We start from the raw sequence: 16,406 nt of genomic DNA, 5'->3' as shown, positions 1-16,406 counted from the left end.
TGTCGTGCGGCGGTGCTCAGGCGCCGAGTTCGGCGAGCAGTTCTTCGACCAGCGAGCGGTGATGCAGCAGCGACTCGATGTCGTCGGGCCTGGCCAGCTCGCCGAAATGGATCTGCCGACCGCCCGACCGCAGAAAGACGACGCAGTAGTTCAGCGCGGCGAACAGCGTGTACCAGGTGAGATCGCCGAGCGGCCGGCCCGCGCACTCGGCGTAGGTCGCCACGACGTCGGCTTCGCGGAGGAAGCCCGGCATGCCGGGGAGACCGAAAGTCTGCGCGATCGTCTGAAAGACCCGGTGCGCGAACACGAGCCAGGCCACATCGAGTTCGCGGGGGCCGATCGTCGCCAGCTCCCAGTCGAGTACCGCGGCGGGCACGAAGTCCCGGTAGAGGCAGTTGCCGATGCGCGCGTCGCCCCAGGACAGCACGTCGTCGCCGGGCGCGGTTTCGGGCAGGTTCGCGGTGAGCCACACCAGGATTCGCTCGACCAGCGGCGACGGGCCGGTATCGCGTGCCGCGAACTCGTACCACGCGTGGGCGCGGTGCAGGGTGCGTTCGAGCGAGCTCGTCCCCGGCTGCGCAGGGGTGAGGAAGGCGAAGACGGTGCGCGCGTCGGGAATAGCGTGCAGCGCGGCAAGTGTCTCGATCGTGCTGTGCTGCAACCTGTGTTGCTGTTCGGCGTCGGCGTCGAACAGCCAGTTGCCGCCGAAGGTGTACGGCATGACATCCGGGGGCACCACGCCGTCCACCCGATCCATCAGAAGGAAGGGCGTACCCAGTACCGCACCGGTCGGTTCGAGGAAGCGCACCCGCGGCACCGGCACGTCGCTCGTCTCGGCGACGAGGCGCATGGCGTCGAACTGGGCTTGCAGGTCGTAGTGCGCCAGGATGGGGAAATCGCCCGGAGTGGGCACCATCCGGCCGATCAGGTCGACGGTCCGCGAGGTACCGGCTTCGGTCCAAATCGCGTTGAGCACCAAGGTTTCCGCCGACATGCCGTTGCTGTCGATGCCTGATTGCAGGGTGAGTCGCGGCCCGGCCGCCTCGGGCAGTTGGGTGGCCAGCCATTCGGTGAGGCGCGGGATCAGCGCGCTGGTGTCGCGGCTGCTGCGTTGCAGCCGCATGCCCGATTCGGGCTGGGAGGAAGACATCGACCACTCCTGACACGGTTACGAAGCTGCGGTAACCATCGGCCGCGGTGTTTCGGGGTGTCAACAGGTGTTCTCGATGAGCGGGAGTGGGTGTGGACAGCTCGCCGTGCCGGTGGTGGGGGTGAACGGCTAGTGTCGGGGCCGGGATTGGTTCTGCTCGAAAGATGGTCTGCGTGAACAGCGTTGTCAGCGTGTCGGCCCGCCGGGTCGAAAGTGCCTGCCCGAGGGGCGGTTCGGTGGAGTGCTCGGTCGGTGGCCGAGGGGGTCGGGGGTGAGTGGTATCGGCAGGCGCCGGTTCATGGTCGGCGTCTCCGGAGCCGCCGGTGTGCTGGCCGCCGGATTCGGCGTCGCCGGCACCGCCGGGTCGCGCTCGCCCGCGCAGTCCGGCGAGCATGAAGAAAAGGCCGATGCGCGTGCTGTTTCCACTTCCGAGCTGAGCACCTTCTTCGCGACGGCCATGGTGGGTAACGCCGTCGAGGTCGACAGCGAAAGCGACGGCGATCTGTGGGTGACCTGCTGGGCCGACGACGACAACCTCTATTCGGTCAACGGTGATGGCAGCGGGTTCGCGGACGGGCCGCGGCACGACATCGTGGTCAACCGGATCAGCGGAGATCCCAAGAGCGGGTTCACCGGTGAGGTGCTGGCGGTCGCCGACGAGGTCGGCGCGATCTGGGGCGATCCCGCGCACTACAACCGGAAGCCGACCGGGATCGTCTGCGTGGACGGGCGACTCTATCTCGCGATTCAGGATCTACGGCTGGGTCCGGGGGATATCGCGTTCAACGATGCGCCGGCCGCCAGTGTCTCGTGGTCGGACGACCACGGGCGGACCTGGCACAAGACGCAGCAGCCGATGTTCACCGGCGGCGTGTTCACCACCGTCTTCTTTCTCGACTTCGGGCGTGACTCCGGTTATGCCGCAACGGCATTGGGCGCGGACGCGGGCCGCTACGTCTATGCGTATGGATTGGACGGCAATTGGCGCGGATCGTTCACCGCGACGGTGGCCGACCCGTTCGACCTGTATCTCGCGCGTGCGCCGAAAGAGGCGGTCGAGCAACGCAACCGGTGGGAATTCTTCGCCGGGCTCGACGGTGACACACCGCGGTGGAGCAAACAGCTGACCGACCGGCGCGCGGTGTTGCGCGACACCCGGCGGCAGTATCCGACGCTGCGCAATTACCGGGAGTGGCCGCACAACCTCTCGGTGATCTCGCAGGGCGGGGTGGTGTACGTCGAACCGCTGAAACGGTATCTGTACACCTCCTGGACCGAGTACACCTACGAGTTCTATGAGGCGCCCACGCCGTGGGGTCCTTGGAAACTGTTCCTCACCAAGGACTTCGGCGGCTATCCGTGGTTCGGCCGGGGCCCCGGCTGCCCCGGTCCGAAGAACGGCGGCTATGCCACCACGATCCCGTCGAAGTTCATCGCGGCCGACGGGACGTCGATGTGGGTGCAGTCGAACTGGTGGGTGGGCAGCGCGGGCGGCGATACCGCCTACAGCTTCAACCTGCGCAAGATGACGTTGCTGCCGTACCGCGCGCAGACGCCGGCGAACCAGCCCGACCCGCGCGACAACCTGGCCTACACCGGCGCCGCGGTCACGCCCATCGAGAAATCCGCCCACTTCGGCCACACCGAGTACTACAACGACGGTGATTTCACCAAGAGCGAGAACAGCTTCGACCAGGAGAACAAGGACCTCGACTTCTGGGGTTTCACCTGGTCCGAGCCGTACCTGATGAATCAGGTGGTCTACACGACCGGTGAAATGTTCGACGACGGCGGCTGGTTCGCCGCAAGCCTGCGCGTTCAGGTGCGCCAGGACTTCCGCTGGATCGACGTCCAGAACACCAAGATCGAGCCCCGCTACCCGTACACCGCGTCGACCGGCGCCTTCACCACCTATACTTTCAGCTTCGCGACCACCTCCGGCGACGGCCTCCGCATCATCGGAAAACCAGGCGGCAGCGCCTATTTCACCTCGATCGCAGAACTCGAGGTCTACTACCGTTAGGGTCGGCGGGCCCGCGTCATAGGATAGGCGGCAACCACAGCGCTAACTCGGGGAGTTGCGATGGACGACAGCGGCTCGGCCGGGGCGAACGCGGCGCTGCCACGGCGCCTGGGCGTTGGCGACGCCGTGATGATCGGACTGGGGGCGATGATCGGCGCGGGCATCTTCGCTGCGCTGGGCCCGGCGGCGCGGGCCGGGGGAGCAGGGCTGCTGATCGGGCTCGCGCTCGCGGCGGTGGTCGCCTGCTGTAACGCGATTTCTTCGGCGCGGCTGGCCGTTCGGTATCCGTCTTCCGGAGGCACGTATGTGTACGGGCGGGAGCGGTTGGGGCCGTTCTGGGGTTACCTCGCGGGCTGGAGTTTCGTGGTGGGCAAGTCTGCATCCTGTGCGGCGATGGCACTGACTGCCGGAATCTACCTGTGGCCCGCGCACGCTCATGCGGTCGCGGTCGTCGCGGTGGCGACGCTGACCGCCGTCAACTATCGCGGCGTGCAGAAATCGGCATGGCTGACCCGGGTGATCGTGGTCGTGGTGCTGCTCGTGCTCGCGGTGGTGGTTGCCACAGCCTTCGGTTCGAACCGGATGGATTGGCAGCGAATGCAATTCGGCGGTGCGCTGACCGTTACGGGCGTGCTGCAAGCGGGCGGTCTGTTGTTCTTCGCCTTCGCCGGGTACGCGCGTATCGCCACGCTCGGTGAGGAGGTCCGTGACCCGGCCCGCACGATTCCGCGTGCGATAGCGCTGGCGCTCGGCGGCACGCTCGTCGTGTACGCGTCGGTAGCGGTGGCCGCGCTGGGCGTACTCGGGCCGGATCGGTTGGCGACGGCAGCGGCACCGCTCGTTGCGCTGGTGCAGGTCGCGGGGGTCGGATGGTTGGCACCGGTGGTGCGCACGGGTGCGGCGGTCGCGGCCTTGGGCGCGCTGTCGGCACTGATCCTCGGCGTCTCCCGCACCACCTTGGCGATGGCCCGCGATCGCCACCTGCCGCACAGTCTCGCCGCCGTGCACCCGCGATTCGGGGTCCCGCATCGTGCCGAGGTGGTGGTCGGCGTGCTCGTCGCGGTCACCGCCGCCACCATCGATCTGCGCGCCGTGATCGGGTTCTCCTCGTTCGGCGTGCTGCTCTACTACGCCATCGCGAATGTGTCGGCCTGGACCCTGTCCCGCGACGAAAACCGGCCGCCCCGAGTGATTCCCGCTACGGGGTTGCTCGGCTGTCTGGTCTTGGCGTTCACCTTGCCGGTCGGGTCCATCGTCACCGGTGCGGGGGTCGTCGCCGCGGGAGCAGTTCTGTACGGCGTCCGGTTGCTGAGCAACAGGTCGCTCAATCCGGGTAGAGATGGGTGATCGGGAGTCGGTGATCGGCGTGCAGGCGGGCGGCCACGAGCGCGCGATGGCAGGCCTGCGGATCGCGTTCGACGCAGAACAGTGCGGTCGTGCTGTTGTTCGGGAGGTCTTGCGCGAGGGCGGCGAGGTCGAACGGGTCGAGGATCTCCCGGGTGTAGCGCTCGGCGTACTCGGCTGCCAACCGGACGCGGCTCCGCTTGCCGACGCCTGCCAGATCGTCTGCGCGGTACTGGAGTTGGCGTAGTTCGGTCGTCGGCGCCAGCCCCTTCACGTGGCGGTACTCGATACCCGTCGCGGCGAGCGCATGCTGAAGACGTGCCGAGTTCGCCCAGGCGTACTCCGGCCCGCGGACCCCGCGGCGCTGGCGCAGGTCGAGCAGCAGTCCGACGCCCGCCGCGGTGAGCGTCGCGAGGAAGGTCTCGACGGTGCCGCCGTAGACGCCGATCGTCGTTATGTGTTTCATCGCAGCCTTTCGACAGTGATCGCTGCCTTTCGACGGTGATCGCAGCCTTTCGACGGTGGCGGTGGGCGCGGTCGATCCGGCCCACCGCCGCGGTGCCTACGGGAGCAGGGTCGGCTGGTCCACCGCCCACAACCAGGACCCGTCGGGCTGGCGGCGTGCGACCTCGGCCGCGATCTCGCCGGTGGTCAGGGTGGTCGTCGTCAGTGCCAGGTCGCCGCTCACCAGTGCCGGGTGCTGCCTACCGGGGGACAGTACCGGTGCGGCCGCCACGAACTGCTCGTAGACCTTGCGGATCGCCGCGTGTCCGGTGGCGAAGTGGCCCGGCGGGAACTCCAGCACCGCGTCCGGTTCGTAGAGCGCCACCAGTCCGTCGACATCGCCGGCGTTGGCGCGCTCGACGAAGTATCTGCCCAGGTCGTTGGGCTCGGTGGCCACTTTGTTGTTCGTCATACCGACTACACTCTCAGCAAATCACGACATCTTGTGTCGGGTATTTCTGCGAAGGTTTTTCTATGCGTGCCGATCGGCTGGTCTCCCTGGTGTTGCTGCTGCGCCGGCACGGCAGGCTGTCCGCGACCGCGCTCGCCCGCGAACTGGAGGTCTCCACCCGGACCGTGCTGCGCGATATCGATGCGCTGTCCGCGGCAGGCGTCCCCGTGTACGCCGAGCGCGGCAGGCACGGCGGGTTCGTCTTGCTGCCGGGTTTCCAGACCGAGCTGACGGGCCTGAACCACGACGAGGCGCTGGCGCTGCTGGTGGCCGGATCACGGCCTGGCGCACAGGCTTTCGGGCTCGGCTCGGCGCTCGCCTCGGCGATGCGCAAGGTGGTCGACGCGCTGCCCGAGAGCTACCGGCTGACCGCGGCGGGCGCGGCCGAACGATTGCTGATCGATCCGGACACCGATCTCCTGTCGCGGCGCACGCTCCCCGAGGCGGTGCCCGACGCGGTGGCGCGCGAGGTCCGGCGCGCGGTGCTGGCCGGGCACAAGCTGCGTATCCGCTACGCGGCGGTGGATCAGGAGCCGGCCTGGCGCACGGTGGACCCCGTCGGCTTGGTCACCGTGCGCGATCAGGCGTACTTGCTGGCCACGCGGTCCGGTGCGGACCGCACCTACCGCCTGTCGCGTATTTCGGCCGCCGAGGAACTGCCGGAACCCGCGCAGCGCCCGGACCGGGTCGATCTGGACCGGGCGTGGCAGGAACGCGGCACGCGATTTCGTACCGGCGGCGACCAAGTGGCAGTGCGTGCCCGGGTGCACCCGTCGCGGCGCGCGGAGCTGGTCGACACCGCGCTGGCGGTGCGCGCCGAGACAACCGACGCGGACGCCTGGATACGGCTGGAGGTGACCTTCCAGGACGCGAGACACGCCGAATGGGCGCTCTGGCAACTGGCCACGAACGCGGAAGTCCTTGCCCCGCAATGGCTGCGCACCGCGCTGCGCGATCGAGCCGCCGAATTGGCCGCCCACTATGACGGCTCACCGCTCGATCTCGATAAAGGTTGAGCCGTAGGCGATTTCGTCAGCCGATGCGGTTCGACGCGTCTCTTGTAAGACGTACGGCCGTACGTATAGTATTTCGTTCATGATGACGGCGGCTGTGGTGAAGAAGCAGATCTCGGAGCTGGGTGGGGCGTTCATGCTGTCCCGGGAAGTCAAGGAATTCGGCAGTGCCATCGGGGTGAGCGGGTTCCACGGCCCGTACACCCGTGGCCGCGGTGGCGTGGTCGGCGAGGTGGATGCCGACGTGGTCGCCGCGGCCTTCGGCTTCTTCGCGCCGGAGCGGGTCCGGTCGGCTTGGGAATCGACGCCGATCGCCGCCGCCGAAGCGGCACAGGCCTATTCGGCCGCCTGTCAGGATTTCGGTCGCCGCAAGCTCGCCTCGTTCGAAGCCGCGGATCGGCTGGCGGAATTGCTGGAGCGGGTGGCCGCGGCGGCGTCGCCGGCCGGACTGCCGTTGTTCGCGGGCTGGCGGGCGATGCCGCGGCCCGCGGACGGGCTCGGCCGGGCGACGCTGCTGCTGCACGTGGTGCGCGAATTGCGGGGCGGGCTGCACTTCATCGCGGTGACGGCGTGCGGGCTGACACCGCTGGAGGCGATTCTCGTCTCCGGGTCGCCGATGCTCGACGGCGGTGATCAGGCTCGCCTGCTCGGCTGGCCCGAACCGTTCGCGACGCCGACGCCCGCGCAGCGTGAGCGCTGGGAAGCGGCGGAAGCCTTGACCGACAAGCTGATTCAGCCGTACTTCGAGGTGCTCGACGAGTCCGAGCAGCAGGAACTCGGTGTGCTGCTGACCGACGCGCACCGCGCCGCGTTCACTCGCGAATCGTCTGTTCGACAGTAGGTCCCTACCCCCGTTCGGGGGTTACCACGGAGTGACCCACATCACTATGGTCCTCTCACCCCGCGCCTGGACTGGCGGCGCAGGGGATGAAATGAGGACCGCATGAAAAGACTGTCGCCACAACAGGCAACGATGACGACGACCGGCACGAGCATGCGCCGGGTGGCCGTCGCGAGCTGTATCGGCACCACCATCGAATTCTACGATTTCTTCATCTACGGGACCGCGGCGGCGCTCGTCTTTCCGAAGGTCTTCTTCCCGGCGCTCGGATCGACGGCGGGCACGGTCGCCTCGTTCGCGACGTTCGCCGTGGCGTTCATCGCACGCCCGGTGGGCGCCATGATCTTCGGGCATTTCGGCGACCGCATCGGCCGCAAGAAGACCCTCGTCTCCACGCTGTTGCTGATGGGCATCTCCACGCTGCTGATCGGCCTGCTGCCCGGCGCGGCGACCATCGGCGTCGCGGCTCCGTTGATCCTGGTGCTGCTGCGCTTCGGTCAGGGCTTCGCCGTCGGCGGCGAATGGGCGGGCGCGACCCTGCTCACCGCCGAGTACGCGCCACCGGGCAAACGCGGTCTCTACGCGATGTTCCCGCAGATCGGTCCCGCGTTCGCCTTCGCGTTGTCCAGCAGCACTTTTCTCATCACCGGCACCTTTCTCGGCGACACCGACGACGCCTTCCTCACCTGGGGCTGGCGCATCCCGTTCGTGTTCTCGATCGTCCTGGTCGGCGTCGGGCTGTATGTGCGTCTGGTGATCGAGGAAACGCCGGTCTTCCGTGCGAACGCGACCGAGCGCGCGCTCGACGCCGGGCCGGCGCGGCTGCCCTTCCTGGAGGCCTGGCGGCACCAGGCCAAGGAAATCCTGCTGTCCGCGGGCGCTTTGGCCACCTTGTTCGCCTTCTTCTACATGGGCACCGCCTTCCTCACCAGCTACGGCACCAAGACCCTGGGGTTCAGCCGCCCGTTCGTGCTGACCGTCGGCATCGGGGCGGCGGTGATATTCGGTGCGGCGACCGTGCTTTCGGCCATCTACTCCGACCGGCTGGGCCGCCGCCGGGTCATCATGGCGTCGTCCGGGGTGGCCATCGTCTGGTCGCTGGTGCTGTTCCCCTTGCTGGACAGTGGCTCTCGGCCCGCCTTCGTGCTCAGTGTGCTGACCACCCTGGCCATCTTCGGTGTCGCGTACGGGCCGTGTGGTGCGCTGCTGCCGGAGATGTTCCGGACCCGCTACCGCTATACCGGCGCGGGTCTCGGCTACAACCTGGCCGGGGTGCTCGGCGGTGCGATCCCGCCCCTGGTCGCCACGCCGCTCTCGTCGGCATACGGCAGCAATGCGATCGGAGTCATGCTGGCCGGTCTGGCGGTATTGAGTTTCGGCTGCGCCAAGGCGTTGGTGGAAACCAAGGACCAGGCGCTGTAGCCACGGCGAACACCGACGAAGACCACACCTGACCGGTTCGGGTGTGGTCTTGCGCGGTACCGCACCGTCCTTGCGGCGCTGAGCTGGTTACTTACCTGGACGTGCGCAACTCCCGGGGAAAGTGCGTACTTGTCCGCGCTGGTCGTCTGCCTCGACACTGGCGGAGCACGAGGCCCTGTGCCTGCTTGGTAGACAACGCAATTGGAGCGCAATGACGGAACAGCGAACGCCGGTGACGGTGCTCGGCACCGGGTCCATGGGTACCGCGGTCGCCGCGGCTTTCCTCGCGGCGAAACACCCCACCACCGTGTGGAACCGGAACCCGGAGCGCGCGGCGCCGCTCGTGGCCGCGGGCGCGCGGCAACGCCTGGCGATCGCCGACGCCGTGGCCGCGAGCCCGCTGATCATCTCCGCAATGACCACGTTCGAGGCGACCAGGACCGCGCTGGCGGCGGCCGAAGCCGAGCTGGCGGGCCGCGTCATCGTCACGACGAACAGCGGAATACCCTCCGAAGCAAGGGAATTCGCGAGCTGGGTGACCGGCCTGGGTGCACGTTTCCTCGGCGGCGCGATCAAGAATGTCCCGTCCGCGATCGGCGCGCCCGACACCCTGCTGTACTTCGGTGGCGCGCAGACGATCTTCGCCGAGCACGTGGAGACGCTGCGGGTACTGGGTGGTGAAGTGGTCCACCTCGGTGCCGAACCGGATCTCGCGGCGCTGTTCGAATCCGCGGTCGGCGCAACCCTGCTGCCCGCGTTGCTCGGATTCTTCGAAGGCGCGGCGCTACTGGCCGGGCGCGGTATCCCGGCACAGTCGATGGTGCCGTACTCGATCAAATGGCTACAGATGATCGCATCGATCCTGCCGGTAGTCGCCGACGAGATCGACAGCAAGGACTACACCCGGCTCGGATCGTCGATCGCGTTGTTCCACACCGCGATCGACGACGATGAGCGGCTCGGTCGGGAGGCCGGGGTGGATATGTCCTGGCATGGCCCGATGCACGAGTTGCTGCGCCGAGCGGTGGCCGATGGCCGGGGTGCGCAGAGCATCACCGCCCTGATCGAACTGCTGCGCACGGATCAGGGGCACCTGACGGTGTAGTCCCACTTGGTGCCGTTCGGGCCGGTGACTCGGACCATCACGGCGGTGGCGGTGCCCGCGGGCAGGCCGACGGTGAGGGAGCCGGTGCCTTGATTGAGATGGTCGCCGACGTAACCCGTGGTGCGCACCAGCGCGCCCTGGTAGAAGACGTCGATCTTGTCCGGGACGTCGTAGGTCTCGTAGGTCAGGACGAAGGAGAGCGGGCCGCCACGGCCGAGTTCGTGCATGGTGTCGGTGACGCCCGCGCCGCCGGATTTGGTCGACTGGTTGCAGCGCTGGGTGGGCGGTTGTGGCGTGCCGGGGCCGCTGCCGCTGCCGGCGCTACCGCTGCCGCTGCCGGTGTCCGAGCTGCCGGAGCTACCTGTGCCCGGTCCGGCGGACGCGCCGGCCGAGGCCGCGACGGTCAGGGCCGTGGCCAAGACGGTGGCCGCAGCCATGTCGCGCAGGCCTGGACGACGAATCACACTCTGGCTCAACACTTTTCCTCCACCGAAGATTGGTTTCGATTGCGCTGACCACGATGCCACCGGTGCCGTCCGGGGAATATCCGCCGTTCGGCCGACAGATCGATGTCCGCGTTCGGTAGCGCCGGCGGGCCGAACTGTGTTGCGATGGTCCGCATGACATCCGGTGCACCGGGGGTTGCCCCGGTCGACGCAGGGGAAGGTGTCGGATGGTCGTCCGTACGCGACGGATGGGGGAGGGATCGCCCGGGCCGCCGGGTCTCGATCGCGAGGCGGCGTGGTCGGCGAAGTCGTCGATTCCGCTGATCGATGATCTGTTAACAAATGTAAACCGCCCGAGAACCCGCTGTTTCCGAACAATCACATGATCGTCGTCGAAACAGGCGAACCGCCGGGTGTTTCGGCCGGTCGGCGCGCTCACGCGCAGGTCGAACGGCTGTGCGAGGGCGGGCACGGGCGGGGTGCCGTGACCGGCAGGTTGCCGTGATCTCACACCGCACAACGCGTCCGGGCGGGGTGTGAGGGAACCGTTTGGCCGCACGTCCCGTGGTCCTTACAGTCTGAGCACCAGCCCGATTTTCACAGCTCGAAGGGGGCGTCGTGGCGCACCGACCGACCGACCGATCAAACGCCGACGCCGGTGACGCACTGCTGCGGTTGGGTAAGTATTTTCACCGCGGCGAGATTTCGGCGGACCAGCGCACGCTGCACAAGACCGGCGGCCGCGCGGCCGACGAGTTCTATCGCGACCGATGGTCGCACGACAAAGTGGTGCGCTCGACCCACGGCGTCAACTGCACGGGTTCGTGCTCCTGGAAGATCTACGTCAAAGACGGTGTGATCACCTGGGAATCGCAGCAGACCGACTATCCCTCGGTCGGCTCGGACAAGCCGGAGTACGAGCCGCGCGGGTGCCCGCGCGGTGCGTCGTTCTCCTGGTACACCTACTCGCCTGCCCGCATCCGCTATCCGTATGTGCGTGGCGTGCTGCTGGAGATGTACCGCGAAGCCAAGTCTCGGCTCAAGGACCCGGTGCTGGCCTGGGGCGAAATCGTGGAGGACTCGGCGAAAGCGAAGCGCTACAAGTCCTCTCGTGGCAAGGGTGGCTTTGTGCGCGCCGAATGGTGGGAGGCCGCGGAGATCGCGGCGGCGGCGCACGTCTACACGATCAAGCAGTACGGCCCGGATCGGGTGGCGGGTTTCTCGCCGATTCCGGCGATGTCGATGGTCAGCCATGCGGTTGGGGCGCGGTTCATTTCGTTGCTGGGTGGGTCGATGCTGTCGTTTTATGACTGGTATGCGGATCTGCCGGTGGCGTCGCCGCAGGTGTTCGGTGATCAGACCGATGTGCCGGAGTCGGCGGATTGGTTCGATGCCGGGTATTTGATCATGTGGGGTTCGAATGTGCCGGTGACGCGGACGCCGGATGCGCACTATATGACCGAGGCGCGGTATCGGGGGCAGAAGGTCGTGGTGGTGTCGCCCGACTATGCCGACAATACGAAGTTCGCCGACGAGTGGGTGGCGGCGCGGCCGGGAACCGATGCGGCGCTTGCCATGTCGATGGGCCACGTGATGCTCAAGGAGTTCTTCGTCGACAAGACCACGGCCCGGTTCACCGACTATGTCAAGCGCTACACCGATCTGCCGTTCCTGATCACCCTCGACGAGCGGGACGGCGGCTACGTGCCCGGCAAGTTCCTGACCGCGGCCGACCTCGCCGCGTCCGGTTCGGTGGCGCAGGGGGCCGCCGAACCGGACGCGGGTGACGCGTTCCGTACGGTGCTGCTGGATGCCGACGCGAATCCGGTGGTGCCCAACGGATCGCTGGGCGATCGGTTCGGCGCGTCCGGCACCGGACGGTGGAACCTGGACCTGGCGGACGTCGATCCGCTGCTGACGCTGCACGGCCGCACCGATGATGCTGCGGCCGTGCGGTTTCCCCGCTTCGACACCGACGTGCCCGGTGTGCTGACCCGCGGTGTGCCGACGATGGTCGTTGCGGGCAAGCGGGTTACCACCGTGTTCGATCTGCTGCTGGCTCAGTACGGTGTCGCACGCGAGGGTCTACCCGGAAGCTGGCCGTCCGGTTACGACGATGCGTCCGAGCCGTATACGCCTGCCTGGCAGGAAGCCGTCACCGGTGTACCGGCCGTGCAGGCGACCCGGATCGCGCGCGAGTTCGCTGACAACGCAATGCGTTCGGGCGGCCGGTCGATGATTCTGATGGGTGCGGGCACCAATCACTGGTTTCACTCCGATCAGATCTATCGGGCGTTCTTCACGCTGACGCTGCTCACCGGCTGCCAGGGGGTGAACGGTGGCGGCTGGGCGCACTACGTCGGACAGGAGAAGTGCCGACCGGTAACCGGTTGGTCCACATTGGCTTTCGGCTCCGACTGGCAGCGGCCGCCGCGCCAGATGCAGGGCACGGTGTTCTGGTATCTCAGCAACGATCAGTGGCGCTATGACCCGTTCACCGCGGCGGCGTTCGCTTCGCCGCTGGGGGAGGGCCGCTTCGCGGGGCGCACGGCGGCGGACAATATCGCGTTGGCGAGCAGGCTGGGCTGGATGCCGAGTTATCCGACGTTCGACCGCAATCCGCTGGATCTGGCGGACGAGGCCGAGCGCGCGGGTAAGTCCGCGCCCGAGCACATCGTGGACGAATTGAAATCCGGTGACCTGCGTTTCGCGTGTGAGGATCCCGATGCTCCGGAGAATTTCCCGCGCTGTCTGACGGTGTGGCGGGCGAACCTGCTCGGTTCGTCGGGCAAGGGTAACGAGTACTTCCACAAGCATCTGCTGGGTGCGGATTCGAATTTGCAGACCACGGATGTGACCGGTGTGCGGCCGCAGGAGTTGGTGTGGCGGGAGCGGGCGGCGACGGGGAAGCTGGATCTGTTGCTGTCGTTGGACTTTCGGATGACGAGCACGACATTGTTCTCCGATATCGTGCTGCCCGCGGCGACTTGGTATGAGAAGCACGATCTGTCCTCGACCGATATGCATCCGTTCGTGCACGCCTTCTCTCCGGCGATTTCGCCGCCGTGGGAGGCCAAGACCGATTTCGAGGCGTTCCATCGGATCGCGCGCGGGTTCTCGTGGATGGCCGAAAAGCACCTGGGTGTCCGCAAAGATATCGTGGCGGTGCCGTTGCAGCACGATTCGCCGGATGCGTTGGCGCAGGCGGGTGGGCGGGTGCTGGATTGGAAAGCCGGTGAGTGCGAGCCGATTCCGGGTCAGACGATGCCCAAACTGGTGCTGGTGGAACGGGACTACCCCAAGATCGCGGAGAAGATGGCCGCTTTGGGGCCGTTGGTCGAGACGCTGGGCTTGACCACGAAGGGGGTGACGACCTATCCGGAGGAGGAGGTGAAATACCTCGCGGGGGTCAACGGCACCGTGGTTTCCGGTGTGGCCCAGGGGCGTCCGTCGCTGGCCAAGGATATCCATGCCGCGGAGGCGATTCTGGCGCTGTCGGGCACGACCAATGGCCGGCTCGCGGTGCAGGGTTTCGAGGCGTTGGAGCGTCGTACGGGTGCCGGGTTGGTGGATTTGGCTGCGGAGCATGCGGGGAAGCGGATTAGTTTTGCGGATACGCAGGCGCGTCCGGTGCCGGTGATCACGTCGCCGGAGTGGTCGGGGAGTGAGTCGGGTGGGCGGCGGTATTCGCCGTTCACGATCAATGTGGAGCGGTTGAAGCCGTGGCATACGTTGTCGGGGCGTCAGCATTTCTATTTGGATCATGATTGGATGATCGAGCTGGGTGAGCAGTTGCCGGTGTTCAGGCCGCCGTTGGATATGACGGGGTTGTTCAGTGAGCCCGAGGTCGGTGCGGTGGGGGTGAATGGTGTGACGGTGCGGTATTTGACGCCGCATTCGAAGTGGTCGATCCATTCGGCGTATCAGGACAATTTGCATATGTTGACGTTGTCGCGGGGTGGGCCCTCGATCTGGATGTCGGAGCGGGACGCGGCGAAGATCGGTGTGGCCGATAATGATTGGATCGAGGCGGTCAACCGTAACGGGGTGGTGGTGGCGCGGGCGATCGTGTCGCATCGGATGCCCGAGGGCACGGTGTTCATGTATCACGCGCAGGACCGGGCGGTGGGTGTGCCCCGGATCGAGGATCGTGGCGAGGTCGATGATGCGCGGGGTAAGCGGGGTGGGATCCATAACGCGTTGACCCGGATCATGATCAAGCCGTCGCATTTGATCGGCGGGTATGCCCAGCAGTCGTTTGCGTTGAACTATCACGGCCCGACCGGTAATCAGCGTGACGAGGTCACCACGATCCGGCGCCGTAGCCAGGAAGTGGAGTACTGATATGCGTGTCATGGCACAGCTGGCGATGGTGATGAACCTGGACAAATGTATCGGCTGCCACACCTGTTCGGTGACGTGTAAACAGGCGTGGACCAATCGTGGTGGCACCGAATACATGTGGTTCAACAACGTCGAAACCCGGCCCGGGCAAGGCTATCCCCGCCAATACCAGAACCAGGACCGGTGGAAAGGCGGCTGGACACTGAACCGGCGCGGCAAACTCACGTTGCGGTCGGGGTCGCGGTTCACCCGCCTGCTCAACCTTTTCGCCAACCCCGACCTGCCCACCGTCGCCGACTATTACGAGCCGTGGAGCTATGACTACGACACTCTGCTCTCGGCCCCGGCGATGGACACCACCCCGGTCGCGCGCCCGAAATCGTTGATCACCGGCGCCGATACGACGATCACGTGGGGCGCGAACTGGGACGACGACCTCGGCTCCGGACCCGACCAGGTCGGAAAAGACCCGCTGCTGGCGCGGTTGTCCGACCAGGTGAAACTCGAGTTCGAGCAAACCTTCATGTTCTACCTGCCCCGGATCTGTGAACACTGCCTCAACCCCTCGTGTGCGGCGTCGTGCCCGTCAGGGGCGATCTACAAACGCGCCGAGGACGGGATCGTGCTCGTCGATCAGGACAAATGCCGGGGCTGGCGGCAATGCGTCACCGGGTGCCCGTACAAGAAGATCTACTTCAACCACAAAACCGGCAAAGCCGAGAAATGCACCTTCTGCTACCCGAGGGTGGAAGTCGGGATCCCGACCGTGTGCTCGGAAACCTGCGTCGGACGCCTGCGCTACATCGGCGTCATGCTCTACGACGCCGACAAAGTCGGTGCCGCGGCCGCGGTCACCGACCCCGAAGATCTCTACCCCGCCCAACTCGGGGTCTTCCTCAACCCCCACGACCCCCGCGTCATCACCGAAGCCGAACACGCCGGTATCTCCCCGGAATGGATCCAAGCCGCCCAGGACTCACCGGTCTACAAACTCATCGCCGACTACCAGATCGCGCTGCCCCTGCACCCGGAATACCGCACCATGCCCATGGTCTGGTACATCCCACCCCTCTCACCCGTGGTCGACGTCCTCACCCAAACCGGCCACGACGGGGAAAACCCGCACAACCTCTTCGGCGCCATCGACACCCTGCGCATCCCCCTGCAATACCTCGCCGAACTGTTCACCGCCGGCCAGATCGGACCCGTGCGCGCCGCGTTGCAGCGACTCGCCGGGATGCGCGCGTTCATGCGCTCGATCAACCTCGGCGAAGAACCAGACCCGGCCATCGCCCCCTCGATCCGGCTCCAACCCGAAGAAATCGAAGCCCTCTACCGGCTACTCGCCATCGCCAAATACGAACACCGCTACGTCATCCCCTCCGGCGCCGGATCACAAGCCCACCAACTCGACGCACTCGCCACCGGATGCAGCCTCGACACCGACGGCGGACCCGGCATGACCGCACTCGACACCATGGTCGAAAAGTTCCACCTCACCGACACCAACGACGCTGCACCACAGGAGAAGTCGAAGCGGATCAACCTACTCGACTGGGACGGTAAGAGCACCAACGGGTTGTTGCCTTCAGCGCAGAACGGCAGCAACGGCAGGGAAGAGCACAACGCGACGAACGGAAGCGGCGCGAACGGAAACGGCACGAACGGAAACGGCGCGGCGGCGAACGGAAGCAATGGCGCTGTGCCGGAGGGCACTCCGCTCGCCGCCCCGACACCCACGGGGACACCGCAATGAACGAGAG

The 16,406-nt window shown here is 66.7% G+C and carries 12 protein-coding genes; 8 read left to right on the top strand and 4 right to left on the bottom strand.

Annotated elements, in window-relative coordinates; all coding sequences use genetic code 11:
- Positions 1–16: 16 nt before the first annotated feature.
- Positions 17–1,150 carry a phosphotransferase family protein gene (locus NVU01S_RS03395; protein WP_043678792.1) on the bottom strand — a complete coding sequence of 378 codons (1,134 nt, stop codon included), beginning with the start codon at positions 1,148–1,150 and terminating at the stop codon, positions 17–19.
- Positions 1,151–1,421: 271 nt separating this feature from the next.
- On the opposite strand from NVU01S_RS03395, the gene NVU01S_RS03390 reads away from it, so the two are divergent.
- Positions 1,422–3,173, top strand: a complete 1,752-nt coding sequence (locus NVU01S_RS03390; RefSeq protein WP_156161871.1) for a glycoside hydrolase family 183 protein — start codon at positions 1,422–1,424, stop codon at positions 3,171–3,173.
- 60 nt (positions 3,174–3,233) lie between these two features.
- A complete protein-coding gene (locus NVU01S_RS03385) occupies positions 3,234–4,520 on the top strand; it encodes an APC family permease (RefSeq protein ID WP_052281195.1) in 1,287 nt (428 codons plus the stop codon).
- On the opposite strand, the gene NVU01S_RS03380 is transcribed toward NVU01S_RS03385, so the two are convergent.
- Both NVU01S_RS03380 and NVU01S_RS03375 read right to left on the bottom strand, forming a co-directional pair.
- Entirely contained in the window at positions 4,498–4,983 is a 486-nt protein-coding gene (locus NVU01S_RS03380) for a DUF488 domain-containing protein (protein ID WP_043678798.1), read from the bottom strand. The two genes, NVU01S_RS03385 and NVU01S_RS03380, sit on opposite strands and share 23 nt — an antisense overlap.
- A 96-nt stretch (positions 4,984–5,079) precedes the next feature.
- Positions 5,080–5,433, bottom strand: a complete 354-nt coding sequence (locus tag NVU01S_RS03375) for a YybH family protein (protein ID WP_209444873.1) — start codon at positions 5,431–5,433, stop codon at positions 5,080–5,082.
- Positions 5,434–5,495: 62 nt separating this feature from the next.
- Here NVU01S_RS03375 and NVU01S_RS03370 point away from each other — a divergent pair, with 62 nt between their 5' ends.
- The 4 genes from NVU01S_RS03370 (at position 5,496) to NVU01S_RS03355 (ending at position 9,853) form a co-directional block, all read left to right on the top strand.
- On the top strand, positions 5,496–6,488 hold the full coding sequence (locus NVU01S_RS03370; protein WP_043678801.1) for a helix-turn-helix transcriptional regulator: 993 nt from the start codon (positions 5,496–5,498) through the stop codon (positions 6,486–6,488).
- A gap of 79 nt (positions 6,489–6,567) precedes the next feature.
- Positions 6,568–7,326 (top strand): SCO6745 family protein, encoded by a 759-nt coding sequence (locus NVU01S_RS03365; protein WP_043678804.1) that lies wholly within the window; start codon positions 6,568–6,570, stop codon positions 7,324–7,326.
- A 102-nt stretch (positions 7,327–7,428) separates the two neighbouring features.
- The gene (locus NVU01S_RS03360; RefSeq protein ID WP_043678807.1) at positions 7,429–8,748 is read left to right on the top strand and encodes an MFS transporter; all 1,320 of its coding nucleotides are present in this window, start codon (positions 7,429–7,431) and stop codon (positions 8,746–8,748) included.
- A gap of 211 nt (positions 8,749–8,959) precedes the next feature.
- Complete coding sequence (locus NVU01S_RS03355) at positions 8,960–9,853, top strand: NAD(P)-dependent oxidoreductase (protein ID WP_043678812.1); 894 nt, start codon at positions 8,960–8,962, stop codon at positions 9,851–9,853.
- Here NVU01S_RS03355 and NVU01S_RS03350 read toward each other — a convergent pair.
- On the bottom strand, positions 9,832–10,290 hold the full coding sequence (locus tag NVU01S_RS03350) for a hypothetical protein (protein WP_156161873.1): 459 nt from the start codon (positions 10,288–10,290) through the stop codon (positions 9,832–9,834). The two genes, NVU01S_RS03355 and NVU01S_RS03350, sit on opposite strands and share 22 nt — an antisense overlap.
- Before the next feature lie 627 nt (positions 10,291–10,917).
- Between NVU01S_RS03350 and NVU01S_RS03345 the strand changes: the two genes are divergently transcribed.
- Positions 10,918–14,643 carry a nitrate reductase subunit alpha gene (locus NVU01S_RS03345; protein WP_063048052.1) on the top strand — a complete coding sequence of 1,242 codons (3,726 nt, stop codon included), beginning with the start codon at positions 10,918–10,920 and terminating at the stop codon, positions 14,641–14,643.
- Position 14,644: 1 nt separating this feature from the next.
- The gene (narH, locus tag NVU01S_RS03340) at positions 14,645–16,399 is read left to right on the top strand and encodes a nitrate reductase subunit beta (protein WP_063048051.1); all 1,755 of its coding nucleotides are present in this window, start codon (positions 14,645–14,647) and stop codon (positions 16,397–16,399) included.
- Positions 16,400–16,406: the final 7 nt, after the last annotated feature.

The sequence above is a fragment of the Nocardia vulneris genome (genome assembly GCF_001613425.1).
GTDB lineage: Bacteria > Actinomycetota > Actinomycetes > Mycobacteriales > Mycobacteriaceae > Nocardia > Nocardia vulneris.
This window is presented reverse-complemented; position numbering and strand designations above follow the sequence as displayed.

Excerpts from the sequence above, each read along its gene's own strand:
- NVU01S_RS03355 (WP_043678812.1), top strand. The coding sequence starts at position 8,960 with ATGACGGAACAGCGAACGCCGGTGACGGTGCTCGGCACCGGGTCCATG.
- NVU01S_RS03365 (WP_043678804.1), top strand. The coding sequence starts at position 6,568 with ATGATGACGGCGGCTGTGGTGAAGAAGCAGATCTCGGAGCTGGGTGGG.
- NVU01S_RS03395 (WP_043678792.1), bottom strand. The coding sequence starts at position 1,150 with ATGTCTTCCTCCCAGCCCGAATCGGGCATGCGGCTGCAACGCAGCAGC.
- NVU01S_RS03375 (WP_209444873.1), bottom strand. The coding sequence starts at position 5,433 with ATGACGAACAACAAAGTGGCCACCGAGCCCAACGACCTGGGCAGATAC.
- NVU01S_RS03385 (WP_052281195.1), top strand. The coding sequence starts at position 3,234 with ATGGACGACAGCGGCTCGGCCGGGGCGAACGCGGCGCTGCCACGGCGC.
- NVU01S_RS03370 (WP_043678801.1), top strand. The coding sequence starts at position 5,496 with ATGCGTGCCGATCGGCTGGTCTCCCTGGTGTTGCTGCTGCGCCGGCAC.
- NVU01S_RS03380 (WP_043678798.1), bottom strand. The coding sequence starts at position 4,983 with ATGAAACACATAACGACGATCGGCGTCTACGGCGGCACCGTCGAGACC.
- NVU01S_RS03350 (WP_156161873.1), bottom strand. The coding sequence starts at position 10,290 with ATGGCTGCGGCCACCGTCTTGGCCACGGCCCTGACCGTCGCGGCCTCG.
- NVU01S_RS03360 (WP_043678807.1), top strand. The coding sequence starts at position 7,429 with ATGAAAAGACTGTCGCCACAACAGGCAACGATGACGACGACCGGCACG.
- narH (WP_063048051.1), top strand. The coding sequence starts at position 14,645 with ATGCGTGTCATGGCACAGCTGGCGATGGTGATGAACCTGGACAAATGT.